General features: G+C 39.7%; 25 protein-coding genes and 1 pseudogene. 17 read left to right on the top strand and 9 right to left on the bottom strand.

The window, feature by feature from the left end; genetic code table 11:
- Nucleotides 1–35: 35 nt before the first annotated feature.
- Both MMG00_RS09570 and yiiM read right to left on the bottom strand, forming a co-directional pair.
- Nucleotides 36–224, bottom strand: coding sequence for a hypothetical protein (locus MMG00_RS09570; RefSeq protein ID WP_242147750.1), 189 nt, complete (start codon nt 222–224; stop codon nt 36–38).
- 118 nt (nt 225–342) lie between these two features.
- A complete protein-coding gene (gene yiiM / locus MMG00_RS09565) occupies nt 343–1,029 on the bottom strand; it encodes a 6-hydroxyaminopurine reductase (protein WP_242147748.1) in 687 nt (228 codons plus the stop codon).
- 95 nt (nt 1,030–1,124) lie between these two features.
- Between yiiM and MMG00_RS09560 the strand changes: the two genes are divergently transcribed.
- Nucleotides 1,125–1,928 (top strand): integrase core domain-containing protein, encoded by an 804-nt coding sequence (locus tag MMG00_RS09560; RefSeq protein WP_242153261.1) that lies wholly within the window; start codon nt 1,125–1,127, stop codon nt 1,926–1,928.
- Nucleotides 1,929–2,053: 125 nt separating this feature from the next.
- On the opposite strand, the gene MMG00_RS09555 is transcribed toward MMG00_RS09560, so the two are convergent.
- Genes MMG00_RS09555 through MMG00_RS09545 form a run of 3 tightly spaced genes read right to left on the bottom strand, consistent with a single transcriptional unit; the run spans nt 2,054 to nt 4,889 of the window.
- The gene (locus tag MMG00_RS09555) at nt 2,054–3,451 is read right to left on the bottom strand and encodes an NAD(P)(+) transhydrogenase (Re/Si-specific) subunit beta (RefSeq protein ID WP_242147747.1); all 1,398 of its coding nucleotides are present in this window, start codon (nt 3,449–3,451) and stop codon (nt 2,054–2,056) included.
- A 3-nt stretch (nt 3,452–3,454) separates the two neighbouring features.
- Nucleotides 3,455–3,748, bottom strand: a complete 294-nt coding sequence (locus tag MMG00_RS09550; protein WP_242147745.1) for an NAD(P) transhydrogenase subunit alpha part 2 — start codon at nt 3,746–3,748, stop codon at nt 3,455–3,457.
- A gap of 19 nt (nt 3,749–3,767) precedes the next feature.
- Nucleotides 3,768–4,889, bottom strand: coding sequence for an NAD(P) transhydrogenase subunit alpha (locus MMG00_RS09545; RefSeq protein WP_242147744.1), 1,122 nt, complete (start codon nt 4,887–4,889; stop codon nt 3,768–3,770).
- Between the two features lie 228 nt (nt 4,890–5,117).
- On the opposite strand from MMG00_RS09545, the gene ccmC reads away from it, so the two are divergent.
- From ccmC to MMG00_RS09485, 12 genes and pseudogenes are all read left to right on the top strand, one after another.
- Complete coding sequence (gene ccmC, locus MMG00_RS09540) at nt 5,118–5,894, top strand: heme ABC transporter permease CcmC (RefSeq protein WP_242147742.1); 777 nt, start codon at nt 5,118–5,120, stop codon at nt 5,892–5,894.
- Between the two features lie 136 nt (nt 5,895–6,030).
- Entirely contained in the window at nt 6,031–6,192 is a 162-nt protein-coding gene (gene ccmD / locus MMG00_RS09535; RefSeq protein WP_242147740.1) for a heme exporter protein CcmD, read from the top strand.
- Nucleotides 6,189–6,683, top strand: coding sequence for a cytochrome c maturation protein CcmE (gene ccmE, locus MMG00_RS09530; protein ID WP_242147738.1), 495 nt, complete (start codon nt 6,189–6,191; stop codon nt 6,681–6,683). Before ccmD ends, ccmE begins: the two co-directional genes overlap by 4 nt.
- Before the next feature lie 37 nt (nt 6,684–6,720).
- A complete protein-coding gene (locus MMG00_RS09525; protein ID WP_242147736.1) occupies nt 6,721–8,688 on the top strand; it encodes a heme lyase CcmF/NrfE family subunit in 1,968 nt (655 codons plus the stop codon).
- 9 nt (nt 8,689–8,697) lie between these two features.
- Nucleotides 8,698–9,222 (top strand): annotated as a pseudogene (locus MMG00_RS09520) (DsbE family thiol:disulfide interchange protein); the annotation flags it as partial.
- Between the two features lie 105 nt (nt 9,223–9,327).
- Complete coding sequence (locus tag MMG00_RS09515; protein WP_242147732.1) at nt 9,328–9,804, top strand: cytochrome c-type biogenesis protein; 477 nt, start codon at nt 9,328–9,330, stop codon at nt 9,802–9,804.
- Between the two features lies 1 nt (nt 9,805).
- Entirely contained in the window at nt 9,806–11,104 is a 1,299-nt protein-coding gene (gene ccmI / locus MMG00_RS09510; protein ID WP_242147730.1) for a c-type cytochrome biogenesis protein CcmI, read from the top strand.
- Between the two features lie 3 nt (nt 11,105–11,107).
- A complete protein-coding gene (gene ccmA / locus MMG00_RS09505; protein WP_242147728.1) occupies nt 11,108–11,758 on the top strand; it encodes a heme ABC exporter ATP-binding protein CcmA in 651 nt (216 codons plus the stop codon).
- Complete coding sequence (ccmB, locus tag MMG00_RS09500) at nt 11,751–12,422, top strand: heme exporter protein CcmB (protein WP_242147726.1); 672 nt, start codon at nt 11,751–11,753, stop codon at nt 12,420–12,422. Before ccmA ends, ccmB begins: the two co-directional genes overlap by 8 nt.
- 286 nt (nt 12,423–12,708) lie before the next feature.
- Nucleotides 12,709–13,200, top strand: a complete 492-nt coding sequence (locus MMG00_RS09495; RefSeq protein ID WP_242147724.1) for a MarR family transcriptional regulator — start codon at nt 12,709–12,711, stop codon at nt 13,198–13,200.
- A gap of 65 nt (nt 13,201–13,265) precedes the next feature.
- Nucleotides 13,266–14,474 carry an efflux RND transporter periplasmic adaptor subunit gene (locus MMG00_RS09490; RefSeq protein ID WP_242147722.1) on the top strand — a complete coding sequence of 403 codons (1,209 nt, stop codon included), beginning with the start codon at nt 13,266–13,268 and terminating at the stop codon, nt 14,472–14,474.
- Between the two features lie 93 nt (nt 14,475–14,567).
- The gene (locus MMG00_RS09485; RefSeq protein WP_242147720.1) at nt 14,568–17,792 is read left to right on the top strand and encodes an efflux RND transporter permease subunit; all 3,225 of its coding nucleotides are present in this window, start codon (nt 14,568–14,570) and stop codon (nt 17,790–17,792) included.
- A 328-nt stretch (nt 17,793–18,120) separates the two neighbouring features.
- Here MMG00_RS09485 and MMG00_RS09480 read toward each other — a convergent pair whose 3' ends face one another.
- The 3 genes from MMG00_RS09480 to ygfZ all read right to left on the bottom strand — a co-directional run bounded on the left by MMG00_RS09480 (nt 18,121) and on the right by ygfZ (nt 20,362).
- On the bottom strand, nt 18,121–18,510 hold the full coding sequence (locus MMG00_RS09480; protein ID WP_242147718.1) for a RidA family protein: 390 nt from the start codon (nt 18,508–18,510) through the stop codon (nt 18,121–18,123).
- 108 nt (nt 18,511–18,618) lie between these two features.
- A complete protein-coding gene (locus MMG00_RS09475) occupies nt 18,619–19,650 on the bottom strand; it encodes a 6-phosphofructokinase (protein ID WP_242147717.1) in 1,032 nt (343 codons plus the stop codon).
- 13 nt (nt 19,651–19,663) lie between these two features.
- The gene (gene ygfZ, locus MMG00_RS09470) at nt 19,664–20,362 is read right to left on the bottom strand and encodes a CAF17-like 4Fe-4S cluster assembly/insertion protein YgfZ (protein WP_242147715.1); all 699 of its coding nucleotides are present in this window, start codon (nt 20,360–20,362) and stop codon (nt 19,664–19,666) included.
- Between the two features lie 285 nt (nt 20,363–20,647).
- On the opposite strand from ygfZ, the gene MMG00_RS09465 reads away from it, so the two are divergent.
- The 4 genes from MMG00_RS09465 to adhP all read left to right on the top strand — a co-directional run bounded on the left by MMG00_RS09465 (nt 20,648) and on the right by adhP (nt 24,935).
- On the top strand, nt 20,648–21,307 hold the full coding sequence (locus MMG00_RS09465; protein WP_242147713.1) for a glutathione S-transferase family protein: 660 nt from the start codon (nt 20,648–20,650) through the stop codon (nt 21,305–21,307).
- 257 nt (nt 21,308–21,564) lie between these two features.
- Nucleotides 21,565–22,635 carry an alanine racemase gene (gene alr / locus MMG00_RS09460; RefSeq protein ID WP_242147711.1) on the top strand — a complete coding sequence of 357 codons (1,071 nt, stop codon included), beginning with the start codon at nt 21,565–21,567 and terminating at the stop codon, nt 22,633–22,635.
- 164 nt (nt 22,636–22,799) lie between these two features.
- Complete coding sequence (locus MMG00_RS09455) at nt 22,800–23,663, top strand: outer membrane protein (protein WP_242147709.1); 864 nt, start codon at nt 22,800–22,802, stop codon at nt 23,661–23,663.
- A 252-nt stretch (nt 23,664–23,915) separates the two neighbouring features.
- Nucleotides 23,916–24,935 carry an alcohol dehydrogenase AdhP gene (gene adhP, locus MMG00_RS09450; RefSeq protein ID WP_242147707.1) on the top strand — a complete coding sequence of 340 codons (1,020 nt, stop codon included), beginning with the start codon at nt 23,916–23,918 and terminating at the stop codon, nt 24,933–24,935.
- 229 nt (nt 24,936–25,164) lie between these two features.
- Here the strand turns inward: adhP and MMG00_RS09445 are convergent, their stop codons facing one another.
- Nucleotides 25,165–26,091 (bottom strand): dipeptidase, encoded by a 927-nt coding sequence (locus MMG00_RS09445; RefSeq protein WP_242147705.1) that lies wholly within the window; start codon nt 26,089–26,091, stop codon nt 25,165–25,167.
- Nucleotides 26,092–26,142: the final 51 nt, after the last annotated feature.

Below are 26,142 nucleotides of genomic sequence, written 5' to 3'. Positions count from 1 at the left end.
TTTTTCCTTTAATAGTTCCGATGATTCTAATGAGTTTAAATCTTAAGACTTTTAGTTTCTTGGAATGCATTAGCAGCATAAATGTTAAAGATATAGAGCCAGATTAAAGCTTGTAGCCAGCCTTGTCCAACAAGCGCTAATAAACCAAAAGGCTCATCATCATACTCCCTTAAAGGAATCGTAAAATACCAAAGATAAGCAAGGAAGATACTAAGGAAGGACAAAGAAAATAAAGCTCTTGGTAACTTTGATAGATGTTTGCAAGAGCTGATTTATATAGAGGTCTTTTTTATTACTGGGTTTAATAGTATTTTGCATTGTGTATTCAATACTATAGTTTACCTATTTCTTAAATAGCCTAAAATTAAAAGGTTCGATTGTCTTTGTTAGTAATCGGTTTTGCATTGTGCGCGTCCAACTTGTGGATAACCCTGGGGATGAGAGGAGGATAAGCGTATTTTCTTCATTAAAAGGCTCATTAAAAGCAATCTCAAGTGTCCGTTTTACAGAGAGTGTTCCTGGTCTTGAAAGGAGCTCCAACTTAGAATCTGGAGCGATATTTCCTTCCTTAATTACTCGATATAACCAGCCACAGTAGCCAGTTTCTTGCATCAGTAGTGATAAGTTAGGAATCTGTAGATGATAATTAAGTTTATAGCAAGGCGATCTTGGTTGGGTAATCTGGATAATCGCTTCTCCTAACTGATAGATATCTCCCATAAAAGCATTCTCTTCTGTTAAGCCTTGAGTGGAGAGGTTTTCACCAAATGCCGGTGTTACAAAGAGCGGTTTTAAGTCTGGATAGGCTTGGTGCCAGTAATCATAATGCTCAATAGGGTAGTGACAAAGTGCTCGATCGACACCGCCATGAAAGCGTTTTTCGTATTGTTCATCACCCTCTATTCCCAGTGTTGTCAGATAGTGCATTTCTGAAAGGCGTGATTTTGCAATGGCGCTAGGCTCATGCTCTGGGTATTCTTTAGTTTTACCGGCAAAAAGGTTCAGTAGTTTGATATTTAGCGGATTCATCAGGGCTCCTTTCATCAGATATAGTCAAGATGAGTTAAAGTAATAAGATGTAGGATTTTATCGCGTTGTTTACAGTATTAGGAGAAAATACTGTTATGAATATCCATCGAAAAACAAAATTAACGCCGTTTCATCGAGAAGAGATTTGGCGATTACATCATCAAGAAAAATTTACCGTAACCTATCTAGCTGAGCGTTTTATGGTAAGCAGACCTACGATCTATAAAGTACTAAAACAAGGTAGATTGAACTTGTTTGTGCCATTAGCTAGTAAAAATGAACGTTATAGAACAATTAAGTATGGCATTAAACGTCTTGCAAAGATTGAAAAATCTATTGAAGAGAAACTTAAAAAGAGGGCTAAACGTTATAACAAAAACTATCCTGGCGAGATGGTCCATGTGGATACTAAACGGCTCCCTCTTTTAAAAGGGGATCTTAAAAATCGCACTAGAGAGTATTTATTTGTAGGAATTGATGATTTTTCAAGAGAACTTTATGCCGGTATTTATCCTGATAAATCACAGTTTAGTGCTGCTGAATTTCTTCGATGGGATCTGTTAGAACAGTGTCCCTATACTGTAGAATGCACCTATTCGGATAATGGTCGTGAGTATAAAGGTACATCAGAACATGCCTTTGTCGAAATGTGTCTAACACATAAGATTAATCAAAAGTTTACAAAGCCAGCTTGCCCTCAAACGAATGGAAAAGCAGAAAGAGTCATTCGAACACTCATGGAAATGTGGCATAATCAGGAAGAGTTTATCAGTTCAGATGATCGGAAAAAGAAGCTAAAACGATTTTTAAACTATTACAACACAGTAAAACCTCATAAGGGTATTAATGGTTTAACGCCTTATGAAGTTTTAGAAAATTATTTTAACACTGAAGTGTAAACAACCCGCCGATTTCTAACAAATAAGAGATGAAATTATCGCTTTTGGAGACGATAAAAAAAGCGCTAATAGATTTTGATATTAGCGCTTTTTCTACGGTTTAGATATGAATTTTAAAAATTATTTTAAAGAGATTTTAAAGTTGTGATCATCTCATTAACCACTTTTTGGGCATCTCCATAAACCATATCCGTATTATCTAAGTAGAAGAGATGGTTTTCAATGCCTGAGAAACCTGCTCCTTGTCCACGTTTGATCACAAATACCTGTTTTGCTTGGTCGGCATTCAGGATTGGCATACCATAAATCGGGCTTGATTTATCGATACGTGCAACTGGGTTTACGACATCATTTGCCCCGATAACAAGAACGGCATCAGTATCTTTAAATTCTCCATTGATCTCATCAAGATCAAAGATGCTTTCATAAGGGATTCCTGATTCTGCAAGTAGAACATTCATATGCCCTGGCATTCTTCCTGCAACAGGGTGAATGGCAAAGCGAACATCAACGCCACGAGCTTCAAGGATTTTTACAAGCTCCGCAACTTTATGTTGTGCTTGCGCTGCCGCTAAACCATATCCCGGCACGATAATAACTCGGTCTGCATAGGCCATTGTCATTGCCGCATTCGCCGCATCTGTTTCTGTCATTGAGCCTTCAACTTCGGTGCTTTCACTTGTTGCATCGCCAAAGTTAGAGAAGAGAACATTGTTGATAGAGCGGTTCATCGCTTTTGCCATAAGGAGTGTTAGGAGGGTACCTGCAGCACCAACAACAGTACCGGCAATAATTAAGCCGCCGTTATCTAAGGCAATTCCTTCAAAAGCTACAGCAATCCCTGTTAATGCGTTAAAGAGCGAGATAATCACTGGCATATCTGCGCCACCAATTGGCACAGCAATCAGCGCCCCAAGAGCAAGCGTTAAGGCAAAGAACATAAAGAGCATAAAGTAATGAGGCTCAGATTCTGCGGCTAATAAAACTGCTAAAAGAAGTGCAAAGAGGAAGATGAAAAGGTTGATCAGGTTTCTATTTTTGAAACGAATCGTTGATTTCATTCTGCCATCAAGTTTTGCCCAAGCGACAATGGATCCTGTAAAGGAGACGGCACCAATAAATCCACCGAGCGCGGCAAGAAGTAGGACGCGAGAATTATAAGCTGTATCAGGAGAACCTACTTGTAGTAGTGCAATCGCACCAATAATCGCAGCAGCGCCCCCACCAACTCCGTTATAGATTGCAATCATTTGCGGCATATCAGTCATCTCAACTTGAAGCGCTGAGCGTTTTGCAATGAAATAACCGATCGCAATTGCAATCACAATTAAGATGACGTTGGTTAAATAAGATTTATGAGTAATATCAGGATGGAAAAGGGTAATAACAACCGCAAGTACCATCGCAATGCCGGCATAATGAATTCCTTTACGAGCTGTAGAGGGATGACTCATACTCTTAAGAGCATAGATAAAGACGATAGCGGCAATAAAGTAGCCAATATTAACAATCAATGCACCCATGAATTATTTCTCCTCTTTTTTGTTAGATTTGAACATTTCGAGCATTCTATCTGTGACGTAATAGCCCCCGACAGCATTGACCGCACCAAAAACAACGGCAATAAATGCAAGGCTTGTTTGGAAAAAGCCATCAGCATGACCGAGTGCAATCATTGCACCGACTAAGATAATACCGTGGATAAAATTTGAACCAGACATTAAAGGGGTATGAAGAATCGCCGGAACACGTGAGATCACTTCAAATCCTAAAATGGCGGAAAGCACAACGATATAGAGCGCTGCAAATCCTGTAATCATAAAAATATCTCCTTAAGCTTTAGGCTGTCATTAAAGGTTTAATGCGTTCAGATACCACTTCACCTTCATAGGTGATGAGGGAATCTCTCACAACTTCATCTTCAAGATCGAGCACTAAGCCCTCTTCTGTAATGAAAGGATTTAAGTAGTTATAGATGTTTTGAGAGAACATCTCAGAAGCGTGGATAGCAACTGTTGATGGCAAATTAAGAGGTCCTGCAATAGTTACTTCATTGAGGATTACCGTTTCCCCTGGTTTGGTGACTTCACAGTTTCCACCAGTTTCAGCAGCCATATCCACGATAACAGCGCCCGGCATCATTGCTTCCACCATCTCTTTTGTGACGATCAGTGGCGCTCTTTTACCTGGGATTGCAGCGGTTGTGATAATGATATGCGCTTCTTTAACATGCTTTGCTAGAGCTTTGGCCTGTTGCGCTTTCTCATCTTCTGTTAATTCACGAGCATAGCCGCCTTCACCTGCTGCATTCACGCCAGTATCTACCAGTTTTGCACCTAGTGATTCCACTTGCTCTTTGGCATCTGGGCGAATATCGTAAGCTTCCACCTGTGCACCTAAGCGTTTGGCTGTTGCAATAGCTTGTAATCCTGCAACACCAACGCCAATAACCAGCACTTTTGCCGGGCGAATAGTTCCTGCTGCTGTTGTGAGCATCGGGAAGAATCTAGGGGAAAGATCTGCGCTAATTAGCACCGATTGGTAGCCTGAGATTGTCGCTTGTGAGGAGAGAACATCCATACTTTGTGCGCGCGTAATTCTTGGGATAAATTCCAAAGAGATTGCGTTCACTTTTTGGGTGGCAAGCGTTTTAATTAAATCGACATTATTATAAGGATCGAGCATCGAGAGTGAGATAGATCCTGCTTTAAATTGTTGAGCAAGCGCTGCTGTTGGGGCGTTGATAGAAACAATAATAGATGCTTCATCAAATGCAGGAGTGGTAACCACTGCGCCTGCTTTTTCATACGCCTCATTATTAAAGTAAGCTTTCACACCAGCATCTGGCGTAACGATTACTTTAAATCCCGCTTTTATAAAACGTTCTACATTTTTCGGGTCGAGCGCCACACGTTTCTCAAGAGGATGTGTCTCTTTAAGGACGATGATGGTTTTTATCATAGTTTTCAGTGCTCCAAGTGGCAAAAAAGTCATGAACTTTCATAGTAACATGGGAGCATTGAAATATAAATTGAAGGATTGTAGGAAATAAATTCATGGCAAACTTGACCTATTGCGCTTTTTTATGAGAACAATGCAATTTCTTTTAATGCCGATAATTGAAGATTTGCTATACTAATACCCCTGAAAGATAGAGATCTTAGAATACTTTTTGAATAAAGGGTTGCTGTGACCAACGTAGATCAAATAAAAAAGCCTTCTGCTAAACCGATTAAAAAATCGAGATTTAGCGCCCTTAAAAGATTAATTAGTTATAAATACTTTGTGCCGTTTGCAAAGAAATTAATTCCTTGGGCATTCGTTCTCAGCGCAGTTTCTGCAATCGCTGGCCTTTACTATGGACTCTTTGATTCCCCCATAGATTATCAACAAGGCGATACGGTTCGGATCATGTATATCCACGTCCCAGCGGCAATACTCTCTTCGGCGCTCTATATGTTTATGGCGGCTTTGAGTGTTCTCTTTTTAATTTTCCGCATTAAGTTATTTCCCGTGATTGCAAGATCAGCTGCGGTATTAGGTGCAGTTTATACCTTAATTACCTTGGTGACAGGTGCGATTTGGGGAGCTCCTACTTGGGGAACTTGGTGGGTTTGGGATGTAAGGTTAACTTCAGTACTCATTCTCTTTTTCCTCTACTTAGGGTACATCGGCTTAGATAATGCCTTTGAAGATCGGGAAAAAGCGAATATGGGGATTTCAATATTAGCTATTATTGGGGTGGTGATTGTGCCGATTATTAAAGCATCGGTCTATCTATTTGCAACCCTTCATCAAAAAAGTACGATTTTTGCATCCGGCGGACCTAGTCTTGATGCGGCAATGTTAAAGCCTTTAGTATTAATGATGGTGGCGTATATCCTCTTTACAGTTGGGTATATTTTATTAAAGAGTGTTCACCTTATCTATCGTGAGCAGCTCTTACAGGTTTATACAAAAAATTAATGAATAATTCCCGCACAATAATGGATTGATCATGGCTAATTATTAGCCCATAATGACCTTACCATAAGACGACATAAGTAGACGGGATCATTGAGTAGTAAAGCAGATTTAGGATATTTAATTTAGAGGTTGTTGAATGGCAGAATTTTTAAATCTTTTAGATATGGGAAAACATACCACTTATGTTTGGGCATGTTATGGCTTTGTCGCTATTTGCCTTATCGGTTTGATAGTCGCTTTGATTAGCGAAGGTAGAGGTTTAAAACGAGCAATGACTAGGGAGGGTTTAATCAAATGAGTCAACAAAATATGAAGACTGCAGGGAAGCGTGGCATGATGTCACCGAGACAAAAGCAGAGAATGTATGTGGTGATCGCTGTTATTGTAGCGGCCTTTTTGGTGATCGGTTTTGCGATGTTTGCTTCTCGAGATAACTTAAATCTCTATTATTCACCAGAACAAGTGCAAAATGGTGAAGCGCCACTTGATAAAACAATTCGTGTTGGAGGTTTAGTCGTTCCAGGAACGCTCCATAAAGGATCTGATAGCTTAGTGGTGGAGTTTGCATTAGTAGATGGTTCATCAGAGCAGATCATTGTGAGCTATGAAGGAATCTTGCCGGATCTTTTTAGAGAAGGGCAAGGAATTATTGCGCGCGGAAAATTGGTTCAAGGTAATCATTTTGTGGCTGAAGAGATTCTTGCAAAGCATGATGAAGAGTATATGCCACCAGAAGTTGCTGCAACATTAGAAGCGCAAGGTCATCCATTTAAAGAGAAAGATATTTAAGTCGATCCACCAATTATAGTATTTATTAAGGGTTATTATGCTTCCGTTAGGTCAACTCGCGCTCTATCTAGCGCTCGGTGTTTCGATAGCACTCTTTATTTTGCCACTTATCGGCATCAAGTTACGCAGTCCCCAATTAATGTATAGTGCAAGGCCATTAACTATATGGCTTTTTGTGCTTGTGGGATTCTCATTTGTCTATTTGGGGCATCTATTTTGGATTAGTGATTTCTCCTACTCTTATGTCTTCCAAAACTCCAATACAAAGCTCCCTGATATCTATAAGATTACGGCAATTTGGGGGGGGCATGAAGGGTCAATGTTGCTCTGGGTCTTTACCTTAACGGCGTGGATGCTTGGGGTTGTATTTGTAACTCGGAAAATGCCACTTGAGCTCTCAGCGGCAACGCTTGCGGTACTTGGGGGAATTACAGTTGGCTTTATCGCTTTCTTGATTTTTACCTCAGATCCATTTGGCAGAAATTTAAGTTTAGATCTTTATGATGGGCGTGACTTAAACCCATTATTACAAGATGTGGGGTTAATCATTCACCCGCCGCTTCTTTATATGGGTTATGTGGGTTTTGCGGTGCCTTATGCTTTTATGTGTGCGATTTTATTAACAGGGCATATCGATCGATTATCGATTCGTTGGGTGCGACCTTGGGCATTAGCCGCATGGGGCTTTTTAACATTAGGAATTACGGTAGGTAGCTGGTGGGCTTATTATGAGCTTGGCTGGGGCGGTTGGTGGTTCTGGGACCCTGTTGAAAATGCTTCTCTTATTCCTTGGATTTTAGGCGCTGCACTTATTCACTCTTTAGCTGCGACAGAAAAACGTAAAGCCTTTACGCTCTGGACGGTAATCATTGCAATTTTAACGTTCTGCTTAAGTGTATTAGGAACATTCTTAGTGCGTTCAGGGGTTTTAACTTCTGTTCACTCATTTGCCGCGGACCCATCACGAGGGCAGTTTATCTTAATGCTTCTTGCGATCGTGACGCTTTTTGGGTTTCTCCTTTTACTCTTTAGATCCCATAAGATTCGTCAAGAGTCGCATTTAAGCTTAGTGTCAAAAGAATCAGGAATCTTATTTAATAATATTTTCTTATCTGTAGCCTGTTTTGTGGTGTTACTAGGAACGCTCTACCCGCTAATTGTGGATATTTTACAGATTGGGAAAATATCTGTAGGTGAAGGTTACTTTAATGAGTATACCGTGCCAATTACGATGTTGATTTTAGTGGTATTAGGATTTACGCCGCTGCTTCGCTTTAAAGAAGATAAGTTTAGCCGTATTAAAACCCCATTAATCATTATGGGCGTTAGTGCTGTAGTGCTTGGCTTTGCAACGAACTACCTTTATGTGGGGCGTTTAGATCTTTGGGTCGTTCTTGGTTTAACATTGAGTTATTGGGTTGTCTTTGGGATTCTTTTTGAAATTAAACTCAATGGCCGCAAAACAGATAATTACTTCCAAGCAATGAAGCGTCAAACGCTTTCTCGTTGGGGGATGAATCTTGGACATTTAGGTTTAGTCATTACCATTATCGGGATTACCTTAACCTCACATTATAGTGATGAACAAGATCGTCTTGTTCGAGTAGGTGAAACGGTAGAGGTACGGGAATATGGTTTTGAGCTTTTAGCATTAGAAGATGTGAAAGGATCAAACTATGTGGGAACAAAAGGCACGATCCAAGTTTACCAAAATGGGAAGCCACTTCGTATGATGTATCCGGAAAAACGTACCTATACAGTTAGCGGAATGCCTATTAGTGAAGTGGCACTTAGACCCTCTTTAATTGATGACCTTTATGTTGCAATGGCAGAAGAGCGTGCAGAAAATGCATGGGCAATTCGCCTATATGTGAAGCCGTTTGTCCGCTGGATTTGGCTTGGGGGCTTAATCATCTCTATTGCGGCACTGTTATCGATTTTAGATCGACGTTATCGAATTGGGCGCAAGCAACTACAAACAGATGCTAAGATTCAAGAAGGTTAGGAGGTTAAAATGACTCGAGGAAAAGGAATTATCGCAGGCGTTGTCATTCTTGTTGTCGGTTTCTTAATTTTTCTGTCACAAAGTTTAGAAAATGATGCCAGTTACTTGCCTTCAGCATTGAAAGGAAAGCAGCTCCCCTCATTTAGTGCTTATGAAGTAGCAAAGCCTGGGGTGACGGCGAAAATTTTGACCGATGAAGATATTAAAGGCCCCGCACTCCTTAATATTTGGGCAACGTGGTGCCCAACTTGTGAAGCTGAGCATGATGCACTAAAAGAGATTGGGGCAACAGGTGTGCCTATTTATGGTGTGGATTATAAAGACAACACGTTAAAAGCTTATGAGTGGTTACGTGATCTAGGGAACCCCTATATCTTTACAGTCGCTGATGAGAGCGGCAAGATTGGTTTAAATTTAGGGGTGTATGGTGCGCCGGAAACCTACTTTTTAGATGCAAATAATATTATTGTTTATCGTCATGTCGGTGAGATGACTGTTGAGCTTTGGGAGATGGGATTTAAAGGCATCTATGAAGCGAGTTTTGATGCTGATAACACCAAAGCATTACAAGCTGCGATCAGTAAGGCAGATAAAGCAATAGAAGCTGCAAAAGCAGCTGCAAGAGAAGGAGCGAAGTAAATGAAACGATTTTTAATCGCCTGTACGATTTTCTTGTCACTCTTTTTGCAGCAAGGTATGGCCTCTGTCAACTTATATGAGTTTAGTAACTCTATTGATGAAAGGCGCTTTCAGAGTTTAACAAGAGAGCTGCGTTGTCCTAAGTGTCAAAACCAAAATATTGCAGATTCAGATGCCCCTTTAGCACAAGATATGCGGGACTTAACTTATGACATGATTATTGATGGGCAAGCAGATGCGCAGATCATTGCATTTATGGTGGATCGTTATGGCGATTTTGTGATGTATAATCCGCCGGTTAAACCTGTAACGTGGTTATTGTGGTTTAGCCCATTTGTATTATTGGTCTTTATTTTAGGCGTTGTGTTTTTAGCAAAAGGGCGTAAAAGAAAGCCGCAAGTTGTAACAGAAACAACGACACTTTCCGCTGAAGATCAGGCGCGTTTAAACGAGATATTACAGAGAAAAGACAACTAAGATGATGGGATTAATATATACAGGGCTGTTTGTTGCCGTAACGCTGTTGATACTGGTTGTGGCATTTTGGGGGAAGGGTGCAGAGAAGTTCCCACGTCTAAAGACGGTTTATCGTGATAAATATCTCGATGAAACAGCAACGCTTGATGATGATTTAAAGCGCGGCAAGATTACTTCTGAAGAATATGAAGCGACTAAGGTTGAGCTTGCGCAAGATCTATTAGCCGTTGCGCATGAAGATCGTCAGTTAAGTGGGATGACAAAATTGATAGTCCTTCTTTTTGCCGGCATTATCGTGATGTTTTCTGCGGTCTATTTCTGGGGAACAGGTTATCAAGAAGAAGCTAAAAAGCTTGATAAACATAGAGCGCTAGCAATGCCGTATGTCCAAAAATGGTTAGCAGGTACTTCAATTGAAGCATTGCAACAAGGGGCTAATATTATGGATCTCAATCCGCCTTTAGAGCTGCAAGATAATCTTTTAGGAACGTTAGCAGCATTGAATTTAATGAGCTCAAGAGATCATCATACCGATCCTAAAGAACTTAATTTATTGGGAAAAATTTATCTTAGTATGGATCAGCTTCCCTTAGCTGAGAAGACTTATTTAGATCTTTATCGCTTAGATCCTAATAATGATAATACCTACTATACGCTGCTGAATATTCAGTTAGCGAGAAATGATTATAAGCTCAATGATCGTTTAGAGGCTCTATTTGATCAGTTTGTGATGAATAATCCTAAAAATGAGAGTTTGATGCTCTATTATGCAACGGTACTCTTTGAGAATCAGAAACTAGATAAAGCGCTTCACTACTTTTCGACTTTAGCAGATCTTTATCCAGAAGGCTCTGAGAACCGAAAGCTCATTACAAATATGATTAACGGCTTAACAGGGCAGGCGCCAGTGGCAGATGCAGATAAAGAGACTGTTACAGATGCGCTTAAGACAGAGGCAATCGCCGTTCAAATCGATCTTTCTGGTGTTGATTTAGCATCATTGCCGAAAGAGGCGATACTGTTCCTTTTTGTTAGAAATCAAGAAGTGGGTCCACCCCTTGCCGCTAAAAGAATTCCAATTAGCGCCATTAAGGCTTTTCCTATTGCGTTAACCGTGACGGAAAAAGATCTTTTAATGCCAGGAACGTCCTTAACGGGGCAAGATTCATTATCTATTTCTGCCAAAATCAGCCTAAATGGCGATCCGATAACCTCTAAAGGGGATATTGAAGCGGATAACATTGTGGTAGAGGATATTTCTGTGCCGATAGTGATTGATCTGCATAATATTGTGGAGTAAGTAATGTCTTTGCACGCAGCTTTTACGTTAAATATTGATTCGCTTCAGATAACACGTAACTATCGCCCGATTTTTGAGCCTTTTTCTTTTACTTTGCAAAATGGGGAATCACTCTATTTAAAGGGGAGAAATGGAGCAGGAAAGACAACTTCATTACGAGCGATATCAGGAGCGAGCCAAAGATATCAAGGTTCAATAGCGCTCAATGGTATTGAGCGTAAAGAGTTGCTGCATTACTACACAAAAGAGATCATTTATATTGGGCACCAGTTGAGTTTGAATCTTGATTTGACGGCTTGGGAGAATCTCTCATTCTTACTCTCTTTACGAGGTGAGAAGGTTTCACGTCAAGAGGTTGAAGCGGTGTTTCGATTATTAAGCTTACCGATTGAAGAGAGACCTGTGAGATATTTTTCCGCAGGGCAAAAACGCCGCGTAGTTCTAGCAAGGTTGTGGTTAGAAAAGCGAGCCTCTATTTGGATATTAGATGAGCCTTTTACGGCATTAGATGTTGACTCTATCGCTCTTTTAGAAGGGGAAATGGTTCAGCATTGCCAAGCGGGCGGGGCGATTATTTTTACTTCCCATCAGATGCCAAGTAGTACTGTTTTTAGTAAAGAGTTGACGATTGAAGGATTTACTCGCAATGCTTAAGTTACTATCAGCTGTCATGATCCGGGATTTTAAGATCGGAATGCGTAATCGTTCTGAAATTTTTATGCCGCTAGTCTTCTTTTTAATTATTATCTCGCTCTTTCCTTTAGGTTTAGGCTTAGAAAATCAGAAGTTGTTATTAGCAGCAGCACCGGCAATACTCTGGATTGCAGCACTATTGTCGACAATATTAGTATTAGATCGAGTGTTTAAGAATGATTTTGAAGATGGTTCTTTAGAGCAGATGGCAATTAGTGGTGCGCCTCTTTATTTTATTATCTTGGGTAAAATGATTTCCCATTGGCTCTTAACAGGTTTGCCATTAGTGATTTTCTCGCCTGTCTTAGCGGTAATGCTTGGGTTTACCTTGATGCAATCTTGGGTTGTAGCGTTAATTTTGCTTATTGGAACTCCTTTATTGAGTCTAATTGGTGCTATGTGCGTGGCATTAATCGTTGGGCTGCGTCAGGCAGGGTTACTCTTGAGTATTATTACCCTACCACTCTATATCCCCGTACTATTGATTGGTGTTCAGTTAATCTCTAGATTGCAAGAAGGCCATTCATTAGGGAGTTTGATGATGATCTTAATTGGTGGTGATCTTGCGGCGATTATTTTGGCGCCTTTAGTGACAACATTTGCGATTAAGATGAGTTTAGATTAACGCGAGTTGTGATTTAACTAGATCAAGGTGATAAAGAGATTAAAGGTATTGCTATCTTTAATCTTTTTTTATGTGATAAATTTTAGGAAAGCATTTAAATAATTGTTTTTTGTGAGAAGAATATTTTTTCTACTTCGTTTTTTAAGGTCTGCTCAGAGCGCTCATATTGAGAGAAGAGCTGAGGATTGTTGTTGTTTTTTAGAACAATTCTCATTTCAATTTTGTTGACAACAAGGTTGTCAAGATTTACTATCTACAATTGTTTTACTCTTTTCTAAAGAAGATCATGGCTGAAAAAAAAGATATTACTGAAAAACCACTATTTGTTTCGATGTTTCAAGAGATGTTTTCGCTCTTGTCGAAATTGCATCGTATTAGTGAGGATCTATTATCTGAAGCAAAAAGTGATATTACACACTCTTGCTGGGTAATTTTATCGATCATTAATCGAGAGCAAGAAGCATTGTCAGTACCGCAAATAGCTGAGTTACGCTCGACATCTCGTCAAGCTGTGCAAAGACAAATTTGCCTGCTTTTAGAATATGGTTTTATTCAGCCGATTGATAATCCTCAAAACAAACGATCTCCGCTCTATGAGGTAACGGAGGAAGGGGCTTCTTATCATCAATCGTTGGCTGAAAAGATTTATGGCCCTTGGTTAGATGATATTGCAAAAATTATGGGAACCGAAGATGGGGAGAATTTATTAGCCTCTATTCGTCAGCTTGATGAAGCCTTGAATACAGTTGCTAAAAAGACAGAGTATCCCACGAAGTAATTGTGATTTTGGGAAAAGTTATAAAATATGAAGTTCAAAATTAACTTGAGTATATGAGATAAAAAATGAGAAAGACTAACTATTTTAAGCATTTACGAAACGCTTTAGGGGTTGTCAGTTTAGGTTTAGTTATTGCCGCTTGTGGTAATGATGAGCCTAGTCAAATGGGAATGACAGCACCACAAGCCGTGGTTCAACCTGTTGAACGTCAAAATATTACGGTAGAAGCGGAGTTGCCAGGACGAACGGAAGCATCGGTGATCGCAGAAGTAAGACCACAAGTTGGGGGCATTATTTTATCCCAAAACTTCACGGAAGGAAGTATGGTTAAAGAAGGGGATCAGCTCTATCAGATTGATCCTGCAACATTTGAAGCAACGTTGCTTCAAGCAGAGGCGGGACTTGCAAGAGCGCAAGCAAACCAAAATGCGGCAAAATTAAAAGCAGATCGTTTAAATGCTTTAGGGAATTCCAAAGCAGTCAGTCAGCAAGATATTGATGATGCACAAGCGGCGCTTTTACAAGCTAATGCAGAAGTATTAGGCGCTGAAGCACAAGTTTCTACTGCAAAAATTAGTCTTGAATATACCAAAATGGAAGCACCTATTACAGGACAAATTGGCCGTAGTAACTTCACGCAAGGGGCGCTTGTTTCACCAGGTCAAGCTAAAGAGATGGCGGTGATTCAAGTTTTAGATCCGATGAAAGTCAATATTACTTATTCGGCGGCTGAGTTTGCAGAGGTGCAAAAGAAAATTAAAGCAGGTATTTATACTGAGAAACAAGTTGTGAATCCGCAAACGGGTGAGACAGAAAGCGGGCACTTAGTTCGTGTCTATTTAGATGATGGCACGCTTTATGATAAAGCGGGTTACATTAAGTTTTCAGATTTAACTGTTAACCCAACAACAGGATCGATCTTCTTACAAGCACAGTTTGAAAATGATGGCTCACTCTATCCTGGTATGTTCTTAAGAACAGTTGTTGAACAAGGGATTGAGGAAGGCGCTTTAGTGATTCCACAAAAGGCTGTGACACAAGGTCCTGGCGGCATCAGTATGGTCATTGTGATTGATGAGAAAAATGTGGCAAGCTTTCGCCCTGTTGAAATCTCGCGTGCGCATGGTCAAAACTGGGTCATCGCAGGGGGCCTACAAGAAGGTGAACGTGTTGTGGTAAAAGGCTTACAAACTGTTCAATCAGCGATTCAACGTAGTGGTGGGCAGGATGTCCATGTAGATGTCATTAGCGATGATGTATTTACACAACTGTAATGACTCAATCATCTTTTACGCAATAAATGCTAATAGAGAATAGACAGGAAATTACGAATACTTAAATACCGTAAGTAAGGAATAATTGTATATATGGCACGATTTTTTATTGATCGCCCGATCTTTGCATGGGTTCTGGCGATTCTAACAATGTTTATGGGACTACTTGTAGTCAAAAACATGCCAGTTGCGCAATATCCAGAGATCGCTCCACCGCAAGTTTCTATTTCAGGGGTTTATCCTGGAGCTAGTGCGGCAACGGTTGAAGAGAGTGTAACTCAGGTGATTGAGCAGAGTATCTCAGGACTTGAAGGTTTTAGATACATGGATGCACTCAGTTCAAGTGTTGGGGTGTTTCAAATTAACCTCACGTTTGAGCAAGGAGTGGATCCTGATATTGCTCAAGTTCAAGTGCAAAACAAGATTCAGCAATCATTAAGTAAGTTGCCACAAGCTGTACAGCAGCAAGGGGTAACGATTGCGAAATCAAGTGGTTCGTTCATGATGGTTGTGGGTTTCTACTCACCAGATGGCACGATGACTTCTGGGGATATTGGAGATTATATCTCCTCGACTTTGCAAGACCAGATTAGCCGTTTGCCAGGGGTTGGAGATATCCAGTTCTTTGGATCAAGTTATGCGATGAATGTTTGGGTAGACCCAATGAAGTTGCATAAATATGATATGACGACGCTGGATATTGTAAAAGCAATTCAAGAGCAAAACTCGCAAGCAACCCTTGGAAACCTAGGGGCATTGCCGGCAAATCAAGATCAGTTGATTCGTTATACGGTGACATCGCAATCTTTATTAACAAGTGCTGAAGAGTTTAAAGCAATTCAGCTTCGTGTAAATGAAGATGGAAGTGAGGTTTTACTTTCAGATGTTGCGCGTATCGAGCTGTCTCCTGAAAATGAGAACTTTACCGTTCACTATAATGGGATGCAGGCATCAGGGGTTGGGATTAACTTAGCATCTGGGGCGAATGCTTTAGATACTGCTAATATTGTTAAAGATTTCTTGGCTAAAGAGAAACATAACTTCCCATCAGGAATGGATTATACTTATCCGTATGATACAACTCCATTTGTTGAGCAATCTGTAGATGGGGTTGTTCAGACGTTAATTGACGCGATTATTTTAGTATTTATTGTGATGTTCCTCTTCTTGAAGAACATTAGAGCGACAATTATTCCATTATTGGCGATTCCTTATGTTCTTGCAGGAACGATGTTAATCCTTAACTTCTTTGGATTTAACTTAAATACCTTAACGCTTTTTGCTTTAGTTCTGGCAATTGGGCTTCTTGTAGATGATGCGATTGTTGTTGTTGAAAACGTTGAGCGTATTATGGAAGAAGAGGGCTTATCACCATTAGAAGCAACGCGTAAATCAATGACGCAAATTACCGGTGCCTTGATTGGAATCGGGGTTGTACTCTCTGCGGTATTTGTACCGATGGCGTTCCTTGGTGGAGCATCTGGGGTTATTTATCGACAGTTCTCTATCACGATTATTACGGCGATGTTGCTCTCGGTTCTTGTGGCGATTATCTTTACGCCCGCACTTTGTGCAACGATTTTACGTCGTCCTGATGATGAATCTGAACCAACAACTGCAGTGGGTCGCTTCTTAAGTAAATTATTCTCACCTATTACAAAAGTACTTTTTGTCATTGTGAAATACTTTAACTTAGGATTTGATAAATTAAGTAATGCTTATGGCGTAACGATTCGTCGAATCTTAAAACATCCTTTAGTATTCGTTGTGGTATTAGTTGGTGGGCTTGGGTTTATCGGTTATCAATTTACCAAATTACCAACAAGCTTCTTACCTGATGAGGATCAGGGGATTTTAGTCGGGATGGCTATTAACCCTAATGGAACATCACTCTTACAGACAGAGATTCCATTGGAGAAGGTCACAAAGTATCTTATGGAAGAAGAGAAAGATACAGTTGATGCGGTAATGACAGTTGGTGGATTTAGCTTTGCCGGACAAGGTTCAGAGCAGTCAATCTTCTTCATTAAGCTTAAACCATGGGATGAGCGTAAAACAGATCATCAAAGTATTGATGCCGTGATTAGCCGTATTCAAGCATTCTTTGCTGAAGTTCCTGAAGCGAATATGTATATCTTTAAACCACCTGCAATTATTGAGTTAGGTAGTGCAACAGGGGTAAGCTTTGTATTACAAGATACACTTGGTTTAGGGCATGATGCTTTAATGAATTCAGTGATGACATTTATCGGGCATGCAGCACGCTCTGAGAATATGAATATCGCAACATTAATGCCAGGAGGTCAGTTTGACTCAGGACAGTACCATATTGATATTGACCGTGAGAAAGCGCAAGCACTACAAGTCTCTGTGGGAGATATTAACCAATCTCTCTCAATTGCTTGGGGTGGGATGTATGTGAATGACTTTATAGATCGTGGTCGTATTAAACACGTTCAGGTTCAAGCAGATGCTGATTCGCGTATGATGCCAGAAGACTTTAAGAAATGGTATGTTCGTAACGCAAAAGGGGAGATGGTACCATTTAGTGCTTTTGCAGAAGGGCGCTGGAGTTATGGTCCACCGCAATTAAACCGTTTTAATGGTTTCCCTGCATTCCCCCTTTCTATTGAGGCAATGCCAGGTAAGAGTACGGGAGATGTGATGGCGGAGATTGAAACGATCGTCTCTGAGCACTTACCGCAAGGAATCAATGTTTCATGGAAAGATACTTCCTATGAAGAGCGTGAAGCGGGAGATTCTCAAACAACGTTACTTTTAATATCGGTGTTTATTATCTTCTTAAGCTTAGCGGCACTTTATGAGTCGTGGAAAGTTCCGATCTCTGTACTTCTAACGATCCCTGTGGGATTAGTCGGAGCGATTGTAACAGCAAGATTGCTAGGGATTGAAAATGACGTTTACTTCCAAGTCGGAATGTTAACAACCATTGGATTGACCTCGAAAAATGCGATTTTGATTGTTGAGTTCGCAAGAGATCTAGTTCGTACTGGTATGACCATTATGGATGCAACAATTCAAGCTGCCAATGAACGTCTACGTCCGATCTTAATGACATCACTTGCGTTTGGTATTGGGGTTCTTCCACTTGCTTTATCTTCAGGTGCAGGATCTGGTGCTCAGAACGTTGTAGGGCGAATTGTTGTGGGCGGGATGCTTGCAGGAACAATCTTAGTATTAGTTTATACGCCTGTATTCTTTATTCTCTTAAATAGAGACGCAAAGAAATTACAAGCCCATAAGTCTGATGACTCTAATGACAAGCCAGCATTAGAAGATGCAAGTACTCAAGCATAAAGGATCTATAGCGATCTAAAGTAGTATTGAAATAAAACCTCTATCTAAATATTAGATAGAGGTTTTTTTATAGGCTCTTGATCTTATAGTCGATCTTGGTTTCAAAAACGCTATTTTAAAAGCATAACAGTACCGTTGTTGATGAAACGAGTTTGCATGATACTAGATAGTATGACTCTTGCGCTTTTTGTAATTGGTACGCTGGCAATCTGGTTTAGTATCTTTTAAGCCGAGTTTCTAAAACCGGCATTAATAGCGCGGAAAAAAGCCCTAAATCTGATAGATCTAGGGCTTTTTATTCTTAAGGCAGTGAGCTGTTTATACGAACTTATGCATCTTTACGAAATGCAATGGCTTCAATCTCTACGAGCGCACCCATTGGTAATGCACCCACTTCAAAGCAGGAACGAGCTGGTGCATTTTCTGTACCAAAAAATTCTGTATAAACTTCATTAAAATCTGCAAAATCATTGATATCATCAAGATAGCAAGTGACTTTGAGAACTGTTGAAAAATCAGCATCGCCAGCTTCTAAGATTGCTTTGAGATTTAACAGCGCTTGGGCTGCTTGCTCTTTAATGCCACCTTCAGGAAACTTCATCGTTTCCGGATTTAAAGGCAACTGGCCTGATGTGAAAACAAGGTTACCAAACGCATTACCTTGTGAATAAGGTCCTACAGCTGCAGGAGCATGATCGGTATTAATAATTTTTTTCATAATGTCTTCTAATCTATATAAATGAAAATTTCTTTTTTAAAGCGTATAGATGTTAGCAGTTTTCCTGTGAATATCATAATTTTGTCAGGATACTGCTTGTGATAAATTTTAAACACCCATACAGATATTGGTTGCTTTCATCGTTTGAATCAGTGGATGATCGACCGGAAGAAGGCGCGGTTTTCCGGCAACTTCTTCTAGCGGAACAGGAACTAATACACGTCCTTGTTCAGCAACCATGACCCCAAAACGGCCTTCCTTAATAAACTCGATAGCTTTTGTCCCACATTGTGTTGCAAAGATTCTATCGGTTGCCGTAGGTGCGCCGCCTCGGCTGACATATCCTAATGTTGTTAAGCGTGATTGCATTCCTGTTAATTCAGGAATACTGTCAACAAGCTTAATTGCTTCGGCATGTTTTTTGGGGGTTAATCCAAGCTTATGATTTTCTTGTGAGATAGCGCCTTCTGCAACCACTAACAGCGCAGATCTTCTATTGCGAATATTATCGCGAATATAGGTGACAATCGCTTCAAGAGAGTAGGGGATCTCTGGAATTAAGCAGATATCAGCAGATCCGGCTAACGCAGCTCCTGCCGCAAGCCATCCGGCATCTCGCCCCATCACTTCTAAAATCATTAAGCGGTGATGAGAATCGGCGGTAGTTCTTAATCTATCTAAAGACATGACAGAAACATGCACCGCCGTATCATAACCAAAAGTGACATCAGTATGAGCAATATCGTTATCAATGGTCTTTGGTAATGTCACAACAGGAATGCCTTTTTCATGTAGGTAAGAGGCAAAGCGTTGTGTGCCATCTCCCCCTAAGCAGATAAGTGCATCAAGTTCTAACTCATGAAAAGCAATAACACAAGCTTCTACGGCTTCTTCTGTATTTTTAGCACGACCGCCCCCACGACCGGTTCCAAGGATTGTGCCCCCAATGCCGGCAATGCCATAGACATTATCAAAGGTTAATTCACTATGAGATTTCTCGGCAAGTCCCACAAAGCCATCATGGATACCTGTTACTTTCCAGCCTTCTCGTAAAGCAGAGAGCGTAACGCCACGAAGTGCTGCATTTAAGCCTTGGCAATCACCACCGGCCGTTAAAATTCCAATATGCTTTTGCGACATTTATGATTACTCCTTATTCATTCTCAGGTTCGTCATCGTGCCAGATATGCGTAATCTGGATAGGGGATTGTATTTTTAAGGCTTGATCTTTAGATTCTAAACGAATCACAGCAAGGGCATCATTACCTTCACTATATACGATTGTGCCGGCATCTTGCTCTTTTTCATTCAGAATTTTTGCATTAACCTGTAATTCAGTAGCATTTTCAGAGTGGATACGTGCTAAACGGCGTTTATGCTTTCCTAGATATTGCATACGAGCGATGATCTCTTGTCCGGTATAACAACCTTTTTTAAAATTAATGGCTAATAGAAGATCAAGGCTTAGCATCTGTGGCACATACTCTTCACTGTTTTCATCAATAATCCAAGGGATTGTTAGTGAGGTTGGCAATGTTGCAATATCTTCAGAGGAAGGTTCATCACGTGTAATCGTCACTTTAGATCTAAAAATAAAAATAGTGAGGTGCTTTTGCACTTTATCTGCTAATGATTCAGGAAGAAGTAGATGGAAGGTTTCATCATTGATCTTGATCATCCAAAAAAGTGAGATCACACGCCCTTGGCGATTACAGATTGCAGAAAGCCCATATTGCTGCTCAGCCTTTTGATCGATAAAGCTGAGTTTATTGACATCTGCAGTGGTCTGTCCTTGTAAAAAACCTGCCGCATCTTTTCCTGCAACAATGAGTCGGCTAAGCTTGATAGACATGGATGAGTCCTCCGTCATAAGTAAATTTTAGAATATGTTTTAATAGGCAATGTTGAGTTGAAATTTTAAAAATTATGACTCTTTTAAACTGAAAATACCTCCCGGTAAGTATAGGATCTATTTTCTCTATATTGATGATTTTTCTCTATTGGAACGTTATATAGAAATTTGTATAATCGCCTATTTCAGTACCCTTATGATAGACTAAAAGAAGTGATATACCTATCAATTAAGCGTATTTTATCTGTAGTTTGTCTCAATTTTATATCAAAGCTGGAGGACAATATGAGTTATCAAGTTGTTGGGTATCCTTTATGCCCATTTGTGCAAAGAGTTTTAATCACTCTTAATGAAAAAGCCGCAGGTTATGAGCAGATTTGGCTCGATCCTCATGCAGAGTTGCCCGAGTGGTTTAAAGAATGGTCACCACCTGGCAAAGTACCGGTGATGAAGGTCTCTTCTGGTGAAGTGCTTTTTGAGTCGATGGCGATTGTTGAATATATTGAAGAGCAACATAAAGTGCCTTCTATCTATGCAAAATCAGCTACAAAAAGAGCAATCCAAAGGGCTTGGGCTGGGGTTGCGGGGGATCTTTATGGTCCGCAATATATGAGTATGGCAGCAAAGACAAAAGAAGAGGTCGATCAGTATTTCGATGTGATGAAAGAAACACTACAACTTTTGGAAGGAAAATGTGGAGCATCATTTTTTATGGGGGAATCTTTATCTGCTGTGGATGTTGTTTTAGCCCCAATGTTTATCCGCTTTGATGTAGTTGCATCTATCAGTGGAAAAAATATCTTAGATGATTTTCCTAAATTACAAGCATTGAGTAATAAACTGTTAACACATCATTCGGTATTAAAAATCATTAATGATGAATGGCATCAATTGTTTATTGATACTCAAAAGATGCGTGGTGGTCTTATTTTTAAAGATCTTTAAAGCGTGTAATACAAGGTTATATCAAAGTTTTAAGCGAATCTTGAATCTTGGTCTCTTGGGAATTAAGTAGTACAATTAGCGATGCTAAGATATTTCATTTCATGAAAAAAAGATTAGTGAGAGTATTTCTTGCAAAGGTAATACATCTACTGATCTTTTTTTATAGATTTTATTGGCGCGTTTGATATTGGTGTAACCGTATTATCGTTGCCATTACACAATTTAAAAATCGTATCATTTCGACTAAAAGGAATATTATGAGACCGTTAATCGCTTACTTTTCCGAAGCGGCTTTAGAGAATAATTTAGCAATCTTAAAAGGGAAAGCGCCTAATAGCCAGTGTTGCGCTGTGATAAAAGCGAATGCTTATGGTCATCGAGTTGAGAATCTTATTCCTATTTTAAATCGTCAGGTAGATTATATGGCGGTAGCGATTCGAGAAGAAGCGGATGATATTCGTCAAAAAGGCGGCGAGTTACCAATCTTACTATTAGAAGGCGTTTTTTCTGCAAATGAGTATCAAATTGCAAGTGAGCAGAATTATTATGTGGCAATTGGTAATAATCGTCAGTTAGAGATGTTACAAAGTATTGATTTAGAGAGCCCTTTAAATATCTTTTTAAAAGTCGATACAGGAATGCACCGACTTGGATTCACTCCTGAAGAAGCGCCTTCAATTGTTACGCAGTTAAAGGCATTATCCTCTGTTGCTTCTATTACTTTAATGACCCATTTTGCAACTTCTGATGAGAAAGATTCTCCGTTATTAAAACGACAGGTTGAAAGGATGAGTGCATTAGATCGTTTGCAATTACCTCAAACGCTGGCGAATTCTGCGGCATTATTAACACTTCCTATGACGCATCATGATATTGTACGTATGGGCATATCGCTTTATGGAATTTCTCCTATTGATGATTCGACAGGTAAGTATTTTGGTTTAAAACCTTTATTGACGCTAACATCTAAGATTATCCATACCACAATGATAGATGAAGGCGAAAGTGTGGGATATGGGGCAAAGTTTATCGCTCCTGAAAGAATGCCTATCGGCGTTATTGCATGTGGTTATGCCGATGGTTATCCCCGAGAAATTACAAAAGAGGCGTATGTTTTAGTGGGAAAATATCGTGCGCCAATTATTGGGCGGCCTGCAATGGATATGATGATGATTGATTTAAGAGATGTTCCACAAACTGCATGGAATGAGCTTGTTGAGATTTTTGGGGAGCAATTACCTTTAGAAAAAGTTGCCGCGTGGGCAGGAACAATCCCTTATACTATTTTGACGCATATCGCACCAAGGGTGCACTTTTTAAAACGATAGTTTAGAATCAAAGAGTTCTAGGTTAAAATAGATGGCAAGAAATAGGTTATTAGATGATAAAAGTCGGAAAATAACTTGTGAAACAGTATATTATATTGGTTATCGGTAAAATTTATGAATAATCAAATTTGTTATGGTTAATATTTTAAGGGGAAGAGGGTAATATGAAGATCCGTGCCTTATTGGCGTCAATGTTGCTATTAGGAGCAGTATCAAGCGCGCAAGCAGAGATTACGAAAGGGTTTTATGCCGGAGTGAATTTAATTGGTGCTAAACAGAAGGCAAAGGATATGGATGATTCTATTCATGCCGCTGGTGGTCAATTTGAAAAGCATAAGGACAATAAAAGTTTCGTAACAGGCTCTATAGCAGGTGGATACAAGTTTGACGATATCTTCCGTGTCGAGCTTGAGTATGTCATTCCTAAAAAGAATGAGTTTACAAGTTCCTTTGGCACTGACTTTAATACACATAAAATTAAAAGTCAGCGTTTAATGGTGAATGCTTATGCAAGCTATCCTATTAATGATGACTTTTCTGTTTATGGAAGTGCTGGTCTAGGTTATGCGCGCCTTACTTCAAAGGGTGCTCATAATAATGGATTAAGCCATTATAGATCTGCAACAGATAATAACTTTGCATGGTCATTAGGGGCAGGTGTTTCTTATAAGCCGGTGGATAATACCTATATTGATTTAGGCTTCCGTCATGTGGATATGGGGAAAGCTAAAACAGGTGTGAAAAACAATGGTGACCAACTTCGTGCAAAATTGAGCTCTAATGAGGTGACTTTAGGGGTTCGTTATATGTTAGGCGAATGGTATACAGAGGATAAGAATCCTGTATTACCAACAGATAATATCTACGCAGATCATGTGACTCCTGAATTACGTGAGAGTTTTGAAAAAGCAGATCCAGAAAGCGGTAGCTTTAGAGAGTCTCATGCAGCGCAGCCACTTAAAAAAGCAGATGGCACAAGTGTTCCAAGAGAAGTGAAAGTGATCGACTGGAGACAACATCCTTATTAATAGGTGATCTTCAACGAATAAAAAATCCCCTGAAAATAACTTTATTTCCAGGGGATTTTTTTGTGAGAAATTTAAAGATATTCGTCAAGAGCACGCCTTATGATTAGCGCTTATGATTTAAAATAGAAATAAAGAGTATTAATGATAATCGTATTTATAAATGATCATTGTAAATGGTAATCATTACTATATACTGATTTATAGGGTTTTAAACATCTGTTAAATCGTGTTTGTATTGATGAAGGAGTTTGTATGAAAGCAGCAGTCGTTAATCAAAGTAGTGATGGTCAAGTTGAAATTAAAGAGTTAAAACTTCGAGAGTTAGAAGCAGGGGAAGCCCTTGTTGATGTTGTTTGCTGTGGGGTTTGTCACACAGACTTACATGTTGCTAAAGGCGATTTTGGTAAAGTTCCTGGGCGTGTGATTGGGCATGAAGGAATTGGGGTTGTCTCGAAGATTGCAGATGATGTAACAAGCCTTAAAGTAGGGGATAGAGTCAGCATTGCCTGGTTTTTTGAAGGTTGCGGCGTTTGTGAATATTGTATTACGGGTAAAGAGACGTTTTGCCGTAGCGTTAAAAATGCAGGGTTCTCAGTTGATGGGGCGATGGCAGAAAAATGTATTGTGACGGCTGATTACGCCGTGAAAGTTCCTGATGGTTTAGATTCATATCAAGCAAGTAGTGTCACTTGTGCGGGGGTGACGACCTATAAAGCGGTTAAAGTTGCAGATGTTAAAGCAGGGCAATGGATTGTCATTTTCGGTGTTGGTGGGCTTGGCAACTTGGCGGTGCAATATGCGAAGAAGGTCTTTAATGCAAAAGTCATTGCCGTTGATATTAATGATGATAAATTGCAATTAGCAAAAGAAGTTGGGGCTGATAAGATCTATAACTCCGCAAAAATTGAGGATGTTGCAGCTAAAATCCAAGAAGATGTGGGCGGCGCTTATGCGGCGATTGTTACTGCTGTTTCTAAGGTTGCCTTTAATCAAGCTGTGAATTCTCTTCGTGCAACAGGAAAAGTTGTGGCAGTAGGATTACCTCCGGAAACGATGGATTTATCTATTGTTAAAACCGTTTTAGATGGTATTGAAGTGATTGGAAGTCTTGTGGGAACTCGACAAGATTTAATTGAAGCATTCCAATTTGCCGCAGATGGATTAGTGGTTCCTGTGGTTCATAAGCGAAAATTATCAGAAGTAAATGAGATTTTTGCAGAGATGGAGGCAGGTAAAATTCAAGGGCGCATGGTTGTCGACATGCAAGGTTAAGGCAAAAAATATTTATAAAAAAGGCGCTGTTTTATTGAAATAGCGCCTTTTTTATATAGTTGATTCGGTTTAAGAAACATTATTTTAAATGATAATAAGGGAATAGAGTGTGTATCAAATGAGCTTGCACAATGCCGGATAGAACGATTATTGTGCTTCTCATAACCGATGTGCCGGCAATCTGATTCAATCTCTTTTAAACCGATTTTACGATAAATTTGGTAAATGCTTATTTAGGAAGGTGATTGATAAAGTTTTGATGTGCAAAACCTCTAATTTCATCCTCAGAATAGTGTGGTTTAAGGGCCTCAATAAGATTTTGGTACATCGATGCATCGCTTAAATTTTCAACTTTTGATTCAATGCCATCAAAGTCTGAGCCAAAACCAATATTTTTAATTCCCCCAAGTTTTACAATATGCTGAATTTGCCTTACCACATCATCAATAGTTGCATCGCCCCCTTTTTTCACAAAGGCAGGGCAAAAAACAATATGAATCATTGCATCGCGCTTAATCATCGCCATGATCTGCTCATCTGTGAGGTTTCTGCGGTGATCACAAATTGATGTGGCATTAGAGTGGCTAGCGATCGGATATTTTGCCAGTTCCATTACATCCCAAAACCCATTTGGGTGAAGATGAGAAACATCAACAAAAACATCATGATCATTACACCATTCAACTAAGCGTTTACCAAAATGGCTTAAGCCCGCACCACGGGATTCCCCAACGCCATCTGCGGCAAGATTACCATTATTCCATGTTAAACCAATGGAGCGTACGCCAAGTTCATATAAGATCGTGAGTTTATGAAGGTCATTGCCGATGGCATCAACGCCTTCAAGCGTTAAGATTGCCCCGATCTCTTCTTCTTTTAATAAATTAAAATCAGACCACTTTCGAAGAAGTTTCATTTCAGGATTTTTAGCTAAGATTTCACTATAAAAATAGTGAATCTGATCAATCACTTCCTGAAATTGATTCCCACCAGGAATGGATGGATAGATAAATATCGCAAAGGCTTGGAGTTTTACTTTCCCTTGTTGCAATTTAGCTAGATTAATATCAAGCTCTGGCGCATCTTTAAAGGAGAGCTTTCCTTTCGCATCCGAGAGTTTCATAAGCGCATCGCAATGTAGATCGATAATATTCATAATGATGACCTTTTGTAAGGTAGATATAGGTATTGATGATTTTCAAATAAC

Source organism: Ignatzschineria rhizosphaerae (genome assembly GCF_022655595.1).
GTDB lineage: Bacteria > Pseudomonadota > Gammaproteobacteria > Cardiobacteriales > Wohlfahrtiimonadaceae > Ignatzschineria > Ignatzschineria rhizosphaerae.
The sequence above is the reverse complement of the archived record's forward strand: the minus strand, read 5'-3'. Positions and strand labels throughout refer to the sequence as shown.

Excerpts from the sequence above, each read along its gene's own strand:
- yiiM (WP_242147748.1), bottom strand. The coding sequence starts at position 1,029 with ATGAATCCGCTAAATATCAAACTACTGAACCTTTTTGCCGGTAAAACT.
- MMG00_RS09560 (WP_242153261.1), top strand. The coding sequence starts at position 1,125 with ATGAATATCCATCGAAAAACAAAATTAACGCCGTTTCATCGAGAAGAG.
- MMG00_RS09555 (WP_242147747.1), bottom strand. The coding sequence starts at position 3,451 with ATGGGTGCATTGATTGTTAATATTGGCTACTTTATTGCCGCTATCGTC.
- MMG00_RS09550 (WP_242147745.1), bottom strand. The coding sequence starts at position 3,748 with ATGATTACAGGATTTGCAGCGCTCTATATCGTTGTGCTTTCCGCCATT.
- MMG00_RS09545 (WP_242147744.1), bottom strand. The coding sequence starts at position 4,889 with ATGATAAAAACCATCATCGTCCTTAAAGAGACACATCCTCTTGAGAAA.
- ccmD (WP_242147740.1), top strand. The coding sequence starts at position 6,031 with ATGGCAGAATTTTTAAATCTTTTAGATATGGGAAAACATACCACTTAT.
- ccmE (WP_242147738.1), top strand. The coding sequence starts at position 6,189 with ATGAGTCAACAAAATATGAAGACTGCAGGGAAGCGTGGCATGATGTCA.
- MMG00_RS09525 (WP_242147736.1), top strand. The coding sequence starts at position 6,721 with ATGCTTCCGTTAGGTCAACTCGCGCTCTATCTAGCGCTCGGTGTTTCG.
- MMG00_RS09515 (WP_242147732.1), top strand. The coding sequence starts at position 9,328 with ATGAAACGATTTTTAATCGCCTGTACGATTTTCTTGTCACTCTTTTTG.
- ccmI (WP_242147730.1), top strand. The coding sequence starts at position 9,806 with ATGATGGGATTAATATATACAGGGCTGTTTGTTGCCGTAACGCTGTTG.
- ccmA (WP_242147728.1), top strand. The coding sequence starts at position 11,108 with ATGTCTTTGCACGCAGCTTTTACGTTAAATATTGATTCGCTTCAGATA.
- ccmB (WP_242147726.1), top strand. The coding sequence starts at position 11,751 with ATGCTTAAGTTACTATCAGCTGTCATGATCCGGGATTTTAAGATCGGA.
- MMG00_RS09495 (WP_242147724.1), top strand. The coding sequence starts at position 12,709 with ATGGCTGAAAAAAAAGATATTACTGAAAAACCACTATTTGTTTCGATG.
- MMG00_RS09490 (WP_242147722.1), top strand. The coding sequence starts at position 13,266 with ATGAGAAAGACTAACTATTTTAAGCATTTACGAAACGCTTTAGGGGTT.
- MMG00_RS09485 (WP_242147720.1), top strand. The coding sequence starts at position 14,568 with ATGGCACGATTTTTTATTGATCGCCCGATCTTTGCATGGGTTCTGGCG.
- MMG00_RS09480 (WP_242147718.1), bottom strand. The coding sequence starts at position 18,510 with ATGAAAAAAATTATTAATACCGATCATGCTCCTGCAGCTGTAGGACCT.
- MMG00_RS09475 (WP_242147717.1), bottom strand. The coding sequence starts at position 19,650 with ATGTCGCAAAAGCATATTGGAATTTTAACGGCCGGTGGTGATTGCCAA.
- ygfZ (WP_242147715.1), bottom strand. The coding sequence starts at position 20,362 with ATGTCTATCAAGCTTAGCCGACTCATTGTTGCAGGAAAAGATGCGGCA.
- MMG00_RS09465 (WP_242147713.1), top strand. The coding sequence starts at position 20,648 with ATGAGTTATCAAGTTGTTGGGTATCCTTTATGCCCATTTGTGCAAAGA.
- alr (WP_242147711.1), top strand. The coding sequence starts at position 21,565 with ATGAGACCGTTAATCGCTTACTTTTCCGAAGCGGCTTTAGAGAATAAT.
- MMG00_RS09455 (WP_242147709.1), top strand. The coding sequence starts at position 22,800 with ATGAAGATCCGTGCCTTATTGGCGTCAATGTTGCTATTAGGAGCAGTA.
- adhP (WP_242147707.1), top strand. The coding sequence starts at position 23,916 with ATGAAAGCAGCAGTCGTTAATCAAAGTAGTGATGGTCAAGTTGAAATT.
- MMG00_RS09445 (WP_242147705.1), bottom strand. The coding sequence starts at position 26,091 with ATGAATATTATCGATCTACATTGCGATGCGCTTATGAAACTCTCGGAT.